Source organism: Streptomyces sp. NPDC104226 (assembly GCF_055584085.1).
Genome location: NZ_JBVJMS010000004.1, coordinates 458910 through 474154, shown reverse-complemented (window position 1 = coordinate 474154; position 15245 = coordinate 458910). Strand labels below are relative to the sequence as shown.

The 15245-nt window shown below is 72.1% G+C and carries 17 protein-coding genes; 10 read left to right on the top strand and 7 right to left on the bottom strand.

Annotated elements, in window-relative coordinates; all coding sequences use genetic code 11:
* Positions 1–13: 13 nt before the first annotated feature.
* The 3 genes from ACZ60J_RS15590 (at position 14) to ACZ60J_RS15580 (ending at position 2249) form a co-directional block, all read left to right on the top strand.
* Complete coding sequence (locus ACZ60J_RS15590) at positions 14–1492, top strand: aldehyde dehydrogenase (RefSeq protein ID WP_469682208.1); 1479 nt, start codon at positions 14–16, stop codon at positions 1490–1492.
* Positions 1492–1725, top strand: coding sequence for a ferredoxin (locus ACZ60J_RS15585; RefSeq protein WP_328298408.1), 234 nt, complete (start codon positions 1492–1494; stop codon positions 1723–1725). The genes ACZ60J_RS15590 and ACZ60J_RS15585 overlap by 1 nt, the downstream gene beginning before the upstream one ends.
* Before the next feature lie 149 nt (positions 1726–1874).
* A complete protein-coding gene (locus tag ACZ60J_RS15580) occupies positions 1875–2249 on the top strand; it encodes a VOC family protein (RefSeq protein ID WP_469682207.1) in 375 nt (124 codons plus the stop codon).
* A 51-nt stretch (positions 2250–2300) separates the two neighbouring features.
* Here the strand turns inward: ACZ60J_RS15580 and ACZ60J_RS15575 are convergent, their stop codons facing one another.
* Complete coding sequence (locus ACZ60J_RS15575) at positions 2301–2993, bottom strand: TetR family transcriptional regulator (RefSeq protein ID WP_469682205.1); 693 nt, start codon at positions 2991–2993, stop codon at positions 2301–2303.
* A 274-nt stretch (positions 2994–3267) separates the two neighbouring features.
* Here ACZ60J_RS15575 and ACZ60J_RS15570 point away from each other — a divergent pair, with 274 nt between their 5' ends.
* The 3 genes from ACZ60J_RS15570 (at position 3268) to ACZ60J_RS15560 (ending at position 6573) form a co-directional block, all read left to right on the top strand.
* Complete coding sequence (locus ACZ60J_RS15570) at positions 3268–4656, top strand: glycosyltransferase family 4 protein (RefSeq protein ID WP_469682204.1); 1389 nt, start codon at positions 3268–3270, stop codon at positions 4654–4656.
* A 61-nt stretch (positions 4657–4717) separates the two neighbouring features.
* Positions 4718–5488 carry a class I SAM-dependent methyltransferase gene (locus ACZ60J_RS15565; RefSeq protein ID WP_469682202.1) on the top strand — a complete coding sequence of 257 codons (771 nt, stop codon included), beginning with the start codon at positions 4718–4720 and terminating at the stop codon, positions 5486–5488.
* A complete protein-coding gene (locus ACZ60J_RS15560) occupies positions 5485–6573 on the top strand; it encodes a prenyltransferase/squalene oxidase repeat-containing protein (protein WP_469682200.1) in 1089 nt (362 codons plus the stop codon). The genes ACZ60J_RS15565 and ACZ60J_RS15560 overlap by 4 nt, the downstream gene beginning before the upstream one ends.
* 73 nt (positions 6574–6646) lie before the next feature.
* Here the strand turns inward: ACZ60J_RS15560 and ACZ60J_RS15555 are convergent, their stop codons facing one another.
* The 3 genes from ACZ60J_RS15555 to ACZ60J_RS15545 form a co-directional block, all read right to left on the bottom strand.
* Positions 6647–8335 carry a hypothetical protein gene (locus ACZ60J_RS15555; RefSeq protein ID WP_469682198.1) on the bottom strand — a complete coding sequence of 563 codons (1689 nt, stop codon included), beginning with the start codon at positions 8333–8335 and terminating at the stop codon, positions 6647–6649.
* Between the two features lie 38 nt (positions 8336–8373).
* The gene (locus ACZ60J_RS15550; protein ID WP_469682197.1) at positions 8374–9648 is read right to left on the bottom strand and encodes a hypothetical protein; all 1275 of its coding nucleotides are present in this window, start codon (positions 9646–9648) and stop codon (positions 8374–8376) included.
* Between the two features lie 181 nt (positions 9649–9829).
* Positions 9830–9991: a hypothetical protein gene (locus tag ACZ60J_RS15545; protein WP_469682195.1), complete on the bottom strand. Its 162-nt coding sequence runs from the start codon at positions 9989–9991 to the stop codon at positions 9830–9832.
* 185 nt (positions 9992–10176) lie between these two features.
* Between ACZ60J_RS15545 and ACZ60J_RS15540 the strand changes: the two genes are divergently transcribed.
* Positions 10177–10761: a hypothetical protein gene (locus ACZ60J_RS15540; RefSeq protein ID WP_469682193.1), complete on the top strand. Its 585-nt coding sequence runs from the start codon at positions 10177–10179 to the stop codon at positions 10759–10761.
* Positions 10762–10922: 161 nt separating this feature from the next.
* Here ACZ60J_RS15540 and ACZ60J_RS15535 read toward each other — a convergent pair whose 3' ends face one another.
* The gene (locus ACZ60J_RS15535; protein ID WP_469682192.1) at positions 10923–11225 is read right to left on the bottom strand and encodes a hypothetical protein; all 303 of its coding nucleotides are present in this window, start codon (positions 11223–11225) and stop codon (positions 10923–10925) included.
* 273 nt (positions 11226–11498) lie between these two features.
* On the opposite strand from ACZ60J_RS15535, the gene ACZ60J_RS15530 reads away from it, so the two are divergent.
* From ACZ60J_RS15530 to ACZ60J_RS15520, 3 genes are all read left to right on the top strand, one after another.
* On the top strand, positions 11499–11996 hold the full coding sequence (locus tag ACZ60J_RS15530; protein ID WP_469682449.1) for a hypothetical protein: 498 nt from the start codon (positions 11499–11501) through the stop codon (positions 11994–11996).
* 83 nt (positions 11997–12079) lie between these two features.
* Positions 12080–12508 (top strand): hypothetical protein, encoded by a 429-nt coding sequence (locus ACZ60J_RS15525; protein WP_469682190.1) that lies wholly within the window; start codon positions 12080–12082, stop codon positions 12506–12508.
* Between the two features lie 58 nt (positions 12509–12566).
* The gene (locus ACZ60J_RS15520; protein WP_469682188.1) at positions 12567–13217 is read left to right on the top strand and encodes a hypothetical protein; all 651 of its coding nucleotides are present in this window, start codon (positions 12567–12569) and stop codon (positions 13215–13217) included.
* A gap of 5 nt (positions 13218–13222) precedes the next feature.
* Here the strand turns inward: ACZ60J_RS15520 and ACZ60J_RS15515 are convergent, their stop codons facing one another.
* On the bottom strand, positions 13223–14233 hold the full coding sequence (locus ACZ60J_RS15515) for an LLM class F420-dependent oxidoreductase (protein WP_469682186.1): 1011 nt from the start codon (positions 14231–14233) through the stop codon (positions 13223–13225).
* A 103-nt stretch (positions 14234–14336) separates the two neighbouring features.
* The gene (locus ACZ60J_RS15510; RefSeq protein ID WP_469682184.1) at positions 14337–15146 is read right to left on the bottom strand and encodes a hypothetical protein; all 810 of its coding nucleotides are present in this window, start codon (positions 15144–15146) and stop codon (positions 14337–14339) included.
* Positions 15147–15245 lie beyond the last annotated feature (99 nt).

Below are 15245 nucleotides of genomic sequence, written 5' to 3'. Positions count from 1 at the left end.
GGAGGCATCAGCCATGACCGAGCTCGTGGAACACGGAAAACTGTTCATCGGCGGTGAATGGACGGATCCGCTGGGCACCGACACGATCAAGGTCGTCTCGCCCCACACCGGGCAGGTCATCGGCAGCGTCCCGCACGCCTCGAAGGCGGACGTGGACCGGGCCGTCGCCGTGGCCCGCAAGGCCTTCGACGAGGGCCCCTGGCCGCGCACCTCGCTCGAGGAGCGGATCGCGGTCGTGACCAGGATCAAGGACGCCATAGCCGTCCGGCACGAGGAGATCGCCCGCTCGATCAGCTCCCAGAACGGGTCTCCGTACTCCTGGAGCGTCCTCGCCCAGGCCCTCGGCCCGATGATGGTCTACGACGCCGCGATCACCGTGGCGCGCGACTACCCGTACGAGGAGTACCGCCAGGGAGCCCTCGGCCCGATCCTCGTCCGGCGCGAGGCCGTCGGCGTCGTCGCAGCCGTCATCCCGTGGAACGTCCCGCAGTTCGTGGCCGCCGCCAAGCTGGCGCCCGCGCTGCTCACCGGCTGCACCGTGATCCTCAAGCCGTCCCCCGAGGCCGTCCTCGACTCCTACATCCTCGCCGACATCGCCCGCGAGGCCGGACTGCCCGAGGGAGTGCTGTCGATCCTGCCCGCCGACCGCGAGGTCAGCGAGTACCTCGTCGGCCACCCGGACGTGGACAAGGTCGCCTTCACCGGCTCCGTGGGCGCCGGCCGCAGGGTCATGGAGGTCGCCTCCAAGAACCTCACCCGCGTGACCCTGGAACTCGGCGGCAAGTCCGCGGCCGTCATCCTCCCCGACGCCGACCTCGACACCGCCATCGCCGGCATCGTCCCCGCCGCCTGGATGAACAACGGCCAGGCCTGCGTGGCCCAGACGCGCGTCCTCGCCCCGCGCAGCCGCTACGAGGAGATCGCCGACGCCCTCGCCGCCGCCGCCTCCGCGCTGGTCGTCGGCAACCCGATGGACCCCGCCACCCAGCTCGGCCCGCTGGTGGCCAGGCGGCAGCAGCAGCGCTCGCTCGACTACATCCGGATCGGCCAGGAAGAGGGCGCCAAGGTCCTGTCCGGCGGCGGACGTCCGGCCGGCTCGGACCTGGACCAGGGCTGGTACGTGGAGCCGACCCTCTTCGGAGACGTCGACAACTCGATGCGGATCGCCCGCGAGGAGATCTTCGGCCCGGTCGTCTGCCTGATCCCGTACGGGGACGAGGCGGAGGCCGTACGGGTCGCCAACGACTCGGAGTTCGGGCTCAGCGGCAGCGTCTGGACCGGCGACGTGGAGCACGGCATCGACTTCGCGCGGCAGGTGCGGACCGGCACCTTCAACGTGAACACCTTCAGCCTGGACATGCTCGGGCCGTTCGGCGGCTACAAGAACAGCGGTGTCGGGCGGGAGTTCGGCCCGGAGGGGCTGAGCGAGTACCTGGAGCACAAGATGATCCACCTCCCGGCCGGCTACGTACCCCCCGCGGCCGGTGCGTGATGGGTGACCGCTGGCACGTCGAGGTGGACCGCGGCGTCTGCATCGGCTCGGGGATGTGCGTGAACCACGCCCCGGACGGCTTCGCCCTCGACTCGGCCCGGCAGTCGCATCCACGGGCGGCGGAAACGGACGCGAACGAGCCGGTGCTCACGGCGGCGGAGGGATGCCCGGTCGAAGCGATCGCCATCACCCTCCTGGGCAGCGGCGAGGCGGTGTTCCCTCCGGAGGAGTGACCGCCCCGGCACCGGTGCCGCGACCGGGCCCGGGGCCGGGGGTGCGACCCCCGACCCCGGGCCCCTTCGCGGGCTCCGCGCTTGCTCCTCGTCCCGGCGGGTACGAGCATCCACGTACAGGAGTGGCTCGTGGGTGAGGAGTGGCGGAAGTGATTCGCAAGCTGCAGGCCGTCGCGTTGGACTGTGCCGATCCGGTGGGGCTGGCGCGGTTCTACGCCGAGCTGCTCGGCGGCCGGGTCGTCGTGGACGCCGAGGACTCCGGGTGGGTCGAGGTGCACGGCTTCGAGGGGATCCCGATCGCCTGTCAGCGGGTGGACGGCTACCGGCCGCCCGTATGGCCCGGCCAGGAGCGTCCGCAGCAGCTCCACCTCGACTTCGACGTGGACGACCTCGACGCCGAGGAGGCGCGGGCGCTCGCGCTCGGAGCCACCCTGCTGGAGCGGACGGACCAGCTCCGCCCCGAGGCCAACTGGCGGATCTATGCCGACCCGGCGGGGCATCCGTTCTGCCTCTGCGTGCACTGAGCCCGCAGGCGCCCGCAGGAGCCCGCAGGCCCGCCCGGGGCAACGGCCAGATCAGGACTTTTTCGGGGGCTGCGCAGAGGGCTCGGGCGAGGACTCGGGTGAGGACTCGGCCGGGGGCTTCGGGGCCGTGAGGTCGATCAGGCGGCAGACCGTCTCGATGTCGATCTTCACCTGGGCGATCGAGGCCCGGCCCGACAGCCAGGTGATCAGGGCCGAGTGCCAGGTGTGCTCGATGACGCGGACCGCCGACAGCTGTTCCGCCGTCGGCGGGGCCTCCAGGCCCATCGCGTCCAGGATGATCGCCGTCGTGAGGCGGGACACCGTGTCCACCTCCGGGCTCACGCTGCGGTCCGCGAAGGTCAGCGCCCGGACCATCGCGTCCGCCAGCTGCGGCTCCCGCTGGAGCGCGCGGAAGGCGCGCATCAGGGTCTCCGCGACGCGGGCCGCGGGCTCGTCCCCGGCCGGCGGGCGCTTGCGCAGCGTTCCGTGCATGTGCTGGAGCTGGTCCTGCATGGTCGCGACGAGCAGGTGCACCTTGGAGGGGAAGTACCGGTAGAGGGTGCCCAGCGCCACGCTGGAGGACTCCGCCACCTCCCGCATCTGCACCGCGTCGAAGCCGCCCCGGCTGGCCAGCTGGGCGCTGGCGTGCAGGATCCGCCTGCGCCGCGCCTCCTGGCGCTCCGTCAGGGGCGGAGACGCCGGTGTGGTGACGGCTGGGGTCACGGCCTTCGCTTCCGCTGTCATCTGTCCCGTTCCGGTTCCGAGGCGTTCCAGTTCCAAGGCGTTCATGTCCGTGGCGTTCGTGTCTGTGCCGGGGCGGCCGCGGAAGTCGCCCCGGACCGTCGCGCGCCCAGCATGGCAGGCGCCCGAGCCGTGGCGCGAATCACCTGCCACCCCTCTTACGGTGTGGTTTCCGGCCGGTAGATTCAATGCTCTTCAGCGGATCAAGTCTGAAACTTGTTCTACATTATCCGAGCGGTTACGCTCCGGCGAAAGTGCAGGGAGAAGGGGGCCGGGAGTGACCGCAGAGGCCATGGTGACAAGCCCTCCCACGGGTCGGGCAGACGACGGCAGCCGCCCGCTGCGGATCGCGCTCCTCACCTATAAGGGGAACCCGTTCTGCGGTGGCCAGGGCGTCTACGTCCGCCACCTCGCCCGCGAGCTCGTCAAGCTGGGACACTCCGTCGAGGTCATCGGCGCGCAGCCCTACCCGGTGCTCGACACCGACGCCCTCACCGGCGAGGGCGCCACCCTCACCGAGCTCCCCAGCCTGGACCTGTACCGCAGCCCCGACCCGTTCCGCACCCCCAAGCGCGACGAGTACCGCGACTGGATCGACGCCGTCGAGGTCGCCACCATGTGGACCGGCGGGTTCCCCGAACCGCTGACCTTCTCGCTGCGTGCGCGCCGCCATCTCGCAGCCCGCGCCGGTGAGTTCGACGTCATCCACGACAACCAGACCCTCGGCTACGGACTGCTGGCCGACCTCGGCGCCCCGCTGGTCACCACCATCCACCACCCCATCACCGTCGACCGCAAGCTGGACCTGGCCGCCGCCAAGGACCGCCGCAAGCGGGCCTCCGTACGGCGCTGGTACGGGTTCACCCGCATGCAGGGCCGCGTCGCCCGGCGACTGGCCTCCGTGCTCACCGTCTCCGGCTCCTCCAAGAAGGAGATCGCCGAGCACCTCGGCGTCCGGGACGAGCGCATCCACGTCGTCCACATCGGCGCCGACACCGACCTCTGGTCGCCCGACGACTCCGTGGCCGAGGTGCCCGGGCGGATCGTGACCACCTCCAGCGCCGACGTCCCGCTCAAGGGGCTCGTGCACCTCGTCGAGGCGCTCGCGAAGCTCCGTACCGAACAGCCCGACGCCCACCTCGTCGTCGTCGGCAAGCGCGCCGAACAGGGCCCGGTGGCCCGGGCGATCGAGACGTACGGACTCCAGGACGCCGTCCGCTTCGTCAAGGGCATCACCGACACCGAGCTCGTCGACCTGGTCCGCAGCGCCCAGATCGCCTGCGTGCCCTCCCTCTACGAGGGCTTCTCGCTCCCGGCGGCCGAGGCCATGGCCACCGGCACCCCGCTGGTCGCCACCACCGGCGGCGCGATTCCCGAGGTCACCGGACCCGACGGCGAGTCCTGTCTCGCCGTGCCGCCCGGCGACGCGGGCGCACTGGCCGCCGCGCTGGGCCGGCTGCTGGCCGACCCCGAACTGCGCACCCGGCTCGGCGCCGCCGGCCGCGAGCGGGTCCTGTCCCGCTTCACCTGGGCCAAGGCCGCCGAAGGCACCGTCGTCCACTACCGCGCCGCCATCGAGCGCGCGGCAGCGGCGGGCGCCAAGGCCCCGAAGGCCTCGAAGGACTCGGCGGGCGCCAAGGCCCCGACGGCCTCCACGACCCGGTGACCTCCACCTTCCGTCCGATGCAGTTCCCTTCCCCACCCCGCGACCGCGAAGGCAGGACCACGTGCTGACCGTCGATTTCTCCCGGTTCCCGCTCGCCGCAGGCGACCGTGTACTCGATCTGGGCTGCGGCGCAGGCCGGCACGCCTTCGAGTGCTACCGGCGCGGCGCCCAGGTGGTCGCCCTCGACCGCAACGGCGAGGAGATCCGCGAGGTCGCCAAGTGGTTCGCCGCGATGAAGGAGGCCGGCGAGGCCCCGGCCGGTGCCACCGCCACCGCGATGGAGGGCGACGCCCTCGCGCTGCCCTTCCCCGACGAGTCCTTCGACGTCGTCATCATCTCCGAGGTGATGGAGCACATCCCCGACGACAAGGGCGTCCTCGCCGAGATGGTCCGCGTCCTGAAGCCCGGCGGCCGCATCGCCATCACCGTGCCGCGCTACGGCCCCGAGAAGATCTGCTGGGCGCTCTCCGACGCCTACCACGAGGTCGAGGGCGGCCACATCCGCATCTACAAGGCGGAGGAACTGCTCGGCAAGATGGAGTCCGCGGGCCTCAAGCCGTACGGCACCCACCACGCGCACGGCCTGCACTCGCCCTACTGGTGGCTCAAGTGCGCCTTCGGCGTCGACAACGACAAGGCGCTGCCCGTCAAGGCGTACCACAAGCTCCTGGTCTGGGACATCATGAAGAAGCCGCTGGTCACCCGGCTCGCGGAGCAGGCCCTGAACCCGGTCATGGGCAAGAGCTTCGTCGCCTACGCCACCAAGCCGCACCTGCCCGCAGCCGAGGTGGCGGACGCGGACGCGGCCGAGCCCGTGGGCGCCGCACAGTGAGCTCTCCCGGGCGCACCGCACCCGAACACCTCGTCCTGGACGGCGTACTGACGGCCGACCAGGCCGCCGCCACCGTCGCCGGGATCCTCGCCGCGCAGCGCGCCGACGGGGCCATACCCTGGTTCCGCGGGCACCACCTCGACCCGTGGGACCACACCGAGGCCGCGATGGCCCTCGACGCGGCCGGCGAACACGAGGCCGCCGAGCGGGCCTACGACTGGCTGGTGCGCCACCAGAACGACGACGGCTCCTGGTACGCGGCCTACACCGACCGCGAGGACGGCGTCGACACCCGCGAGCCGCAGGACGCGAGCCGGGAGACCAACTTCGTCGCGTACCTCGCCGTCGGCGTCTGGCACCACCACCTGTCCACCGGGGACGACGCCTTCCTCGACCGGATGTGGCCCGCCGTCTACGCGGCCGTCGAGTTCGTGCTGCTGCTCCAGCAGCCGGGCGGCGAGATCGGCTGGAAGCGCGAAGCCTCCGGCGAGGCCGTCGCGGACGCCCTGCTCACCGGCTCCTCCTCCATCCACCAGGCGCTGCGCTGCGCGCTGGCCATCGCCGAGTACCGGGGCGATCCGCAGCCGGACTGGGAACTGGCCGCGGGAGCCCTCGGGCACGCGATACGCCGGCACCCGGAGCGGTTCCTCGACAAGTCCCGCTACTCCATGGACTGGTACTACCCGGTCCTCGGCGGCGCGCTGACCGGCGCGGAAGCGAAGGCCCGGATCGAGGAGCGCTGGGACGAGTTCGTCGTCCCCGACCTCGGCGTGCGGTGCGTGCTGCCGAACCCGTGGGTGACCGGCGGGGAGTCCTGCGAACTGGCGCTCGCGCTGTGGGCGACGGGGGAGTCCGACCGGGCCCTGGAGATCCTGCGCTCGATCGGCCACCTGCGGGCCGACAACGGCATGTACTGGACCGGGTACGTCTTCGACGACCGCAAGGTCTGGCCCGTGGAGCAGACCACCTGGACGGCGGGCTCGCTGCTCCTCGCGGTGGCCGCCCTGGGCGGCGACGAGGCCACCGGCACGGTCTTCGGCGGGCTGACGCTGCCGTCCGGACTCGAACCGGACTGCTGCGGCTGACGGCAACCCGACTGCAGGGAGGAGCGGACACGGGCTGCGCCCGTGCCCGCTCCTCCTTCGTGTGCGTCCCGCCCTACTGCACGTCCACGTAGTCCACGCGGCCGATGCCGATGTAGTACGGCTGGGCGGCGTCGAGGTAGCGGATCTGCCAGTCGCCGTCGCTGCGGGCGGTGACCTTGGTGCTGAACGAGCCGTTGGCGGCGGTCGTCGCGGCGCCCTGGTAGGCCCAGGCGGAGCCGGGGGCCTTGGCCTTGAAGTAGACGCGGACCTTCTGGCCGGCGATCGGCAGCCAGGAGGTGCCGGACTTCGCCTGGAGCACTCCACTGGCAGTGATCCTGGTCCCGGCGGGGATCTGCTCGGGGGCCAGGTTGTCGCGGACGATCCGGGTCGTCTTGCGGGTGAGCCGGACGGTCGGGGCGGCGGGGCCGATGTCGGCGGTGCCGGCGTAGCGCAGGCGGACGTAGTGGCCGTCCTGCTCGGCCGTGTGCCTCACCTGCTGGCTGAAGTCCGTCCCGAAGGCGGTGGTGAAGGACTTCACCGTCTTCCACCCCGTCTTCCCGTCCGCGGACAGCTGCACGTCGACCGTGGCCTTGGCGCCCGCGGGGGCGGACCCCTGCTGGACGGCCAGCCGGCCGGCGGCGGTGATCGTCCGGTTCTGGTCCGCGGTCACCTTCAGCGGGGAGAAGGTGGTGGTGTGCGTGGCGTCCACGGACAGGCGGGCGGAGAGGCTGCTGCCGGTGAACCATCCGTTGTTCGCGGACGGCAGCAGCTCCACGCGTGCGTATCCGTCCCGCGTGACGGGGTAGGGCACGTCGAAACCGCCCGCGGTGTCACTGGACTGCCAGTCCAGCACGCACTGGGCCCCCGAGCACCCTTCGTTGGACAGGCCCACGGCCGCGTCCGCCAGCGGCCGGACGGTGCCGTCGGAGCCCGTCCAGGTCACCGTTCCCCGGACGGGCGCCTTGCTGCCGTACCGCCCGACGATCCCTGCGGCGGGCTGCCGGACGGTGAGCTTGGCGGGCGTCGCGCGCACCTGGAGGTCCAGGGTCCGCTGCACCGTGGGACCGGGGGTGCCCGGCGGCTGGTCGAACAGGGCCTGGATGCGGGGCTTCGCTTCGCCGCCCTTGTACTGGAAGAGAGCGGCGAAGCGGCCGGCGCCGTCGGTGGTCAGGCGCTCCGTCTCGTGATTGCCCCCGTCGGACCGGCGGACCAGCTGCACCGGGGCGTCCACCAGCGGTTTCACTTCGTGGGTGCGGGGGTGCTCGGCCACCAGGGTGCCGGAGGCCTTCCCGGCGCGGTGCTCGTAGGAGAGCACCGGAATGCTGGACGTCAGGGCGGCGAACCGGGGGTTGAGTGCGTAGGCGAAGCTCTGTCCTGCCTGCATGTACTCCCTTTCGTCCGCGGCTCCCTTGTGCAGGACGACGTCCAGGTCGTACATGCCCATGTCGTCGAGGACGAACGGCGCCGAGTCGCTGCGACTCAAGGTGCAGTCGTCGTCGAGCTCGGTCACGCACGACCAGGTGCCGAACCCGCCGACCTCGGCCACGGCCTTCTCGCCGTCCTTGGGCCGTACCCGGACCACCGTCTCACCTGCGGGTTCCTGACCGGCAACGACCCGGATGCGGAACTCGCCACCGGACTGGAGAACGACGACCGAGGGGATACCGACGTCGTCGGCCTGCGCCACCGAACCGAAACCGAGACCCGACGCGGCCGCGGTGACGGCCAGGGCGACGCCGAGCGACGTCGTCAACTTCTTCAACGATCCCCCAGGAGAAGGCATGTGTGTGCGGCGGTGTGTCACGGGGTCACCACGGTGAAGGTGGGGCTGGTGACGGGCTCCAGTCCCTTGGCGCCCTCGAAGTGGATGCGCCAGGTTCCGCCCGCGGGGAAGGTGCCCGGTTCCAGCGTGAGCAGGATCGGCCCGGTGCGCCGGAGAGAGGTGCTCCGGTACGTCTTCCAGCCCGTCTTGCCGTCGGCCGAGTGCTGGATGCGGTACACGTCCTTCTCGGAGTTCGTGCCGTAGCCGAGCCGGGTGCTGCCCTGGACGGTCAGGCGGCCCTGGGCGTCCTTGGTCGCCTTCAGGTCCGAGAAGGCCTCGGTCCGGTCGACCTTCACGGCGACGGGGGTCCGGGCGACTCCTTCGAGCAGCGGTCCGGGACGGTGGGTCACCGCCAGCACGGTGTCACCGTGCACGGTGTACCGGTCCCAGTCGAACAACGGCCCGTGGTTCCGCGCGGTGATCGTTCCGCACTGCGGTCCGGAGGCGTCCCGGATCTCGCAGGTGTCCCCGTCGCGCACGAGATCGAGGTTCGAGAGGGAGCGCAGTTTGCCGTCGCCGCCCAGGAACCTGACCTGGCCCGAGATGCGGAAGCGGCTTCCGTACCCGGGTTCCACCGAGGACGGCGTGCTCAGGGTGATGACGACCTTGCGCTTCTCCACGGGGAGTTCCGCCGTGGCCGGTACGGCTCCGTCCGCCTTCGCGGTCACGGCCGTGCTGGTGTTCCGCGGGGTGTAGGTGTAGGAGGTGGAGAAGGCCCCGTCGCTGCCGGCGACTGCCAACTGTGCCTCTGGGTTTCCGTACTGGCCGACGAACACGAGCGTCACCGTGCGGCCCTTGAGCGGGCTCTCGGCGCGGGTACGCGGATTGCGCAGGACCACCTTGCCGGTGACGGTCGCCGTCGGCTTGTCCAGGGAGACCGGCGCGGTCGCCGGATCCAGGGTGACCACGGGGTGCGGCAGGTAGCGCAGTTCGCCGCTGTCGGCGCACTTCACGGCCTTGCCCGCGGCGTCCGTGTACCGGACGTCGAGGGCGTAGCGGCCCAGCGAGGCGAGCGCGGGCAGCGCGGCGGAGCGGTGGCGCACGCCGAAGCCGGGCCGCGCCGCGGACTCGAAGCCCCCCGCGGTGGCCAGCACCTGAGTGGTGCCCGGCGCGCGGACGTCGACCCGGAGGTCCTTCAGGGCGCCGAACGCGTCGACCTGCACCCTGGCCGCGTCGGCGAGATCGGTCACGGCCACCACGTCACAGGCGTTGGCGGCCGTGGCGGCGAGGCTGCCCGGCGCGGCGGCGACCATCGTCGCCGCGATACCGAAAGAGGCAACGAGAGCCGTTGCCGTACGAGTTGTCCTGGCGGACATCAGCGGATGTCCTCCCGTTCTGTCTTGGCCCGTGCCTGTCCTTGGTCCTGCGGGGCGGGCATGGCGGGACCCCCGTACCGGTCTTGCCCGCCCCGCAGACGTTCGTACGAGGCACGGGTCAGCGGATGGCGGCGTAGTCCTCGCGGTGGTGCGCCCGTCCCCCGGTGGAGACGGCGAACCGGAAGACGGCGCAAGGCTCACCCGGGGCGGCGGGCGCCGTCGGCGGCTGGGGCGCGGAGTCGGCGGGCACGGCTGACTCGGGCGCGGTGTTCTTCTGCAAAAGAGCCCCCCCGGGCGAGGTCCAGTTGATCGACCTGATCAACTCTCGCCCGTACGACCAGCGACCGGCACGGATGGTTGCCCTCGCATGCCGGAATTCTTTGGAGGAGAAGAAACGAAGCGCGCGGCCGCTGACGGCATGCCCCGGCGGCTCGTCGGCCGGGCAGGGCGATCTAGGGTGTGCCCGTGAAGACCCTCCCACCACCGCAGATACCGGCGAATGAACTCCGGCCCAGCCGCCGCTGGTATGCCACGGCAGTCGCGATCGCCGTCGTGCTGATCGTGACGGGCGTGGTCATCGGTGCGTTCCGGTTCTACGACGCGATGGACTCGGTGGACACCGGCCATCGGTTCGCCAACGGCGAGACCGTCACCCTTCGTCTTGAGCCGGGGAGCGAGAAGGCCATCTGGATCAGGGACGAGGAGTTCGGCCCGGACGCCGCCCCGAAGTGCAGCATCACCGGGCCGGGCGGCGCCCGTCTCACCGATCCGGGAGCCGACGTGTTCCTCACCCGTGACGAGACCTGGAATCCGCTCTCCACCATCGACGTGCGACGAGCAGGCGAGTACGAGATCACCTGCTCGTCGCACGCACGCTCCGCCTACGCCATCGGCGACTCCGGAGGCCTTTTCGCCCTTGCGGGCTGGCTGGTCCTGGCCATCGCCCTGCCCGTCCTCGGAATCACCCTCTGCGCCGTCCTCGTCCTCGTCACCGCCGTCCGCCGCAGCCGCCACCGCAAGCAGCTGCTCGCCGAACGGCAGACGGCCTAGGTCGTCTCTTTCGGATCTTGTCGGCCGAGTCCGCGGTGTCTGGTGCCGTGCCTGGGCGTGCTGTCGGGGCGCTCGCGTACTGGGCGTACGTGGTCGTCTCGGCAGTGCGGCCGGGCGCGGTGCCGGGCGCCGCGGGCCCGGCAAGATCCGAAAGAGACGGCCTAGCGGCGGTACAGGCGGCCCGCGATGGCGTGGCCGATGACGAGGTAGGCGACGGCGGCGATGCCGTAGCCGATCACCACCTGGACCCATTCGCGGTTGAAGGTGAAGAGGTCGTACGACCAGCCGGCCAGCCAGCTCGCCGCGTCGTGGATGAAGTCGACCAGTGAGTTCCCCTGGTTGGCGTCCAGCAGGTACAGCAGGATCCACAGGCCGATCACGAAGGCCATGACGTCGGCCACGACCGCGACGGCGCGGCCCGCCTGGCTGCTTCCTCTGGTGTGTGCTCGCGTATGTGTGGGCATGCCGCGCTTCTGGCCGCTTCCCGGCCGGGTAAACCCCGCCGGGGAACCCGAACGGGTCCCCCGGGTGGCGGAGCCCGGTGCCCGGGGCGAGGCTGCGGGGGACGCCTCAGTCCCCGGAGGAAACCCGTGTCCCTACCCACCACAGCCGTCCGCTTCCGCCGTGCCCTCACGGCGGTGCTCCTGTCCTGCGCCCTGCTCGGCGGTGCCACCGCCTGCGGCTCGGGCGGTGGCGACAAGGTCGCCGCCGGTCAGGCCGACGAGGTTTCGGTGGCCATGGCCGCGTTCGCCGAGGCCGACGCCGCGGCCTCCGCAGAGGACGCGGAAGCGGCCGCCGCCACTCCCTCGCCCAGCACGCCGGCAGAGAAGCAGAAGTTCGCCAAGACCCGCTTCGTCGCCAACGCGGGGCTCGCGGCCGGAGCCACGTACCAGTGGATCATCAAGCCGTACCGCGACGGCAAGTTCAAGAAGGGCGCCAAGGGCCGCACCTTCGCCCTGGTCAAGGCGGGTCTCGCCGGTGCCTTCGCCTACAACCGGCTCAAGGCGGCCAGCGAGAACGCCAAGGGCGACCCGCTGCTGTCGAAGGCGGTGGGCCCGCTGACGGCGGGCATCGACTCCCTCAAGGGGCTCGGTACCAAGCTGCGCAAGGGCCAGGCGGGCGACGCCGACATCGGTGCCTTCGAGGACGTCATCAACAGCGTCAAGGAGGCCGGCAAGAGCGCGGGCGCCACGGTGACCGACAAGGTCCCGAGCGCGGGCCAGCTGACCGGCTGAGTGCTCTTCCTCTCGCAGCAGACCGGACCGGAGCATTCCGGTCCGGTCTGCTGCGTGCCCGTTCCACCTGTTTGAATGGGTGGGTGATCGAGTACGTGGTCCTCGCCGGCGCCGCCGCCGGAACCGCCTGGCTGATGCGCCGCAAGCACCGCAGCCGCCAGGCCGCGACGCCCGTGCCCGGGATCCCGTGCATGGCGCGGCGCCCCGCGGGCAGCGGCCGCTGGCGCAGCGGCCGGTTGTACGCCGACCAGGGCGCGGCCCGTTGGGTGCCCGGCCGGGGCGAGCCCGTGGTCCTGACCGGAGCCCGGGCCACCGGCGTACGGGCGCCCTCCGTGAAGGAGGGCATCTCCATCAACCCGGGCTCGCGGATCGTGACCGTCGAGTGCGGGGGAGACGCCGACGGCATGGAGATCGCCGTGATGCCGCTGGACCTGCGGGAGCTCCTGGCGGCCCTCCCGGAGACGCCCCCGGCGGCCCTCGCGGAGGAACCCCCGGGCGCCGAGCCGCGGTAGCCCCGCCGGCCGCGACGCACCCTTCGCAAACCCCCGGCCCGCCCCGAGAATGGGCGCCATGGCCGACAACACACTCTGGGTGGGCGTCCTCACCGCGGGCACGGCGGTGGTCGCGAGCTGGGTGACCAGCCGGGGCACGGCCCGGGCCGCCCGGATCCAGGCCGAGACGACCGCCGCCGTCCAGCGGACGGACCAGCGGCGCACCGCGCGGCGCAACGCCTACGCGGACGTCATCGAGCAGGCGCAGAAGATGGGCGACCTGCACTGGAAGGTCAACGACGCCCACGCCGACCCGGATCCCGAGGCGCGCACCGCCGCGCTCAAGGACCTGCGCCTGCGGCTGCGCGACGCGTACGCGGAGCTGCGTCACCTCGTGCGCATCGTGGAGCTGGAGGGGCCGGCGGAGGTCGCGGCGGCCGCCGACCGGCTGCGGCGGTCGACGTCCGACAGCTACCAGGCGCTGGAGGACATGATCGGCGGCGACGCCGATGCGATCCAGCGGTTCGACGAGTGCTACGCCCCGTTCTGGGCGACCGTGGTCGCCCTCGTGGACGTGGCGCGGGAGGTGCTCCAGGACGGTGCCGTCTCCGTTCGCGTTCCCGCCTCCGCTCCCGTTCCCGTCCCGCGGACCCGGCCGCGCCGGCCGGGACTGTGGCGGCGGTCGGGGCCGGGGCCGGGGCCGGGGTCGGAGGGTGGGCGGGTCGGCTAGCCGGCCTAGTTGTTCAGCTCCGCCAGGACCCGCAGGGTGTGCGGGTCGGGGGCGGTCAGCAGGAGGTCGGTCACCGGGCCCTTGCGCCACAGTTCGAGGCGCTCGGCGATCCGCTCCCGCGGTCCGACCAGGGAGATCTCGTCCGCGAACGCGTCCGGGACGGCCATGACGGCCTCTTCCTTGCGCCCGGCCAGGAACAGTTCCTGGATCCGGTGCGCCTCCTCCTCGTAGCCCATCCGTCCCATGAGGTCGGCGTGGAAGTTGCGTGCCGCGTGGCCCATTCCGCCGATGTAGAAGCCCAGCATCGCCTTGACCGGGAGGAGTCCCTCCGCGACGTCGTCGCAGACCTTCGCGCGGGCCATCGGGGCGATCATGAACCCTTCGGGGAGCTCGGACAGCGAGGCCTGGTAGACGTCCGTGCGGGTCGGCGACCAGTAGAGGGGGAGCCAGCCGTCCGCGATGCGGGTGGTCTGGGCGATGTTCTTGGGACCCTCCGCGCCGAGCAGGACGGGCAGGTCGGCCCGCAGGGGGTGGGTGATGGGCTTGAGCGGCTTGCCGATGCCGGTGCCGTCCGCTCCCCGGTACGGGTGGCTGTGGAAGCGGCCGTCGAGCGCGACCGGCGCCTCGCGGCGCAGCACCTGGCGGATGACGTCCACGTACTCCCGGGTCGCCGTCAGGGGGCTGGAGGGGAAGGGGCGCCCGTACCAGCCTTCGACCACCTGCGGTCCGGACAGGCCGAGGCCGAGCATCATCCGGCCGCCGGACAGGTGGTCCAGGGTCAGGGCCTGCATGGCGGTGGCGGTCGGGGTGCGGGCGGCCATCTGCGCGATGGCGGTGCCCAGGCGGATGCGCGAGGTGTGCGCGGCGATCCAGGTGAGCGGGGTGAAGGCGTCGGAGCCCCAGGCTTCGGCGGTCCAGACGGAGTCGTAGCCGAGGTTCTCGGCTTCGGCGGCGAGGTCGAGGTGGTCCGGATTGGGGCCGCGGCCCCAGTAGCCGAGTGCGAGTCCGAGGCGCATGGGACGGTCCCCTCCAGGAATCTGACGATGCGTCAGGTGACTGTAGGGCAACGGCCCCCCACCCGGAAGGGCAGGGGGCCGTCGTACGTGCGCGTGCCCGGGATCAGCCGCGCTGGATGCCCGAGGTGTCGTTCAGGACGCCGCGGCGGCCGTCCTGGGTCTGGGCGATCAGGGTGGCCGGACCGCGCTGCTCCACGGCCAGGTACCAGGTGCCGGGCGCGAGCTCCGCGATCGGGGCGGGGCTGCCGTCCTCGGCAAAGAGGGGGCGGGCCACCGGAACGGCGAACCAGAACGGCGTGAAGTCCGCCGCCGGGGCCGGAGCCGGGGTCTGGTCCTGCGGAGCCTGGGCCTGGTCCTGGCCGCCGTAGGGCGGGACCGGCTGCGGGGCGGCCCCGTACGGCTGCGGCTCCTGGCCGCCCGGGTAGCCGTACCCGGCGCCCGGCTGCTGCTGGCCGTACGGCGGGACGGCCGCCGTGGGCGGCTTCGGGTCCGGCACGAGCTGCCCGGCGAGCGCGGGGATCTTCGAGCCGAAGAGGGTCACGCCGGCCAGCGCCGCGGTGGCGAGGAAGGCGATGACGGCGCCCGCGCCGAGGTCGGCCCCGGTCGGGCAGGTGATGAGCCCCCAGAGCGCCGACCAGGCGGCCGCGACGGAGAGGACCGTGCCCCAGGCCTCGAAGGGCAGGCCCAGGAGCTGGCGCCCGGCGGGCTGCAGGCGGGCGGCGACGAGCAGGCCGACGGCGATGAACGCGAGCAGGAAGATGCTCGGCAGCGCCAGGCGGTACACGTCGGTGTCCCATGCGCTCGGTGCGTCGACACCGGGTGCGGAGTAGAAATCGAGGAACGAGGCGATGAACAGCAACGCCGCTGCTCCGATCACCACGCCGTCGCCTCGAGTGAGGGATCGGATGTTCACGTCTTAGGTGTCCTTCTCGGTCTCGTCGTCTCGTGGTGCCGTGGGTGCCCGCCGTGACGCAGGGGTGGCGGGCGGCACCATGGTACGGAGCTTCGCCGC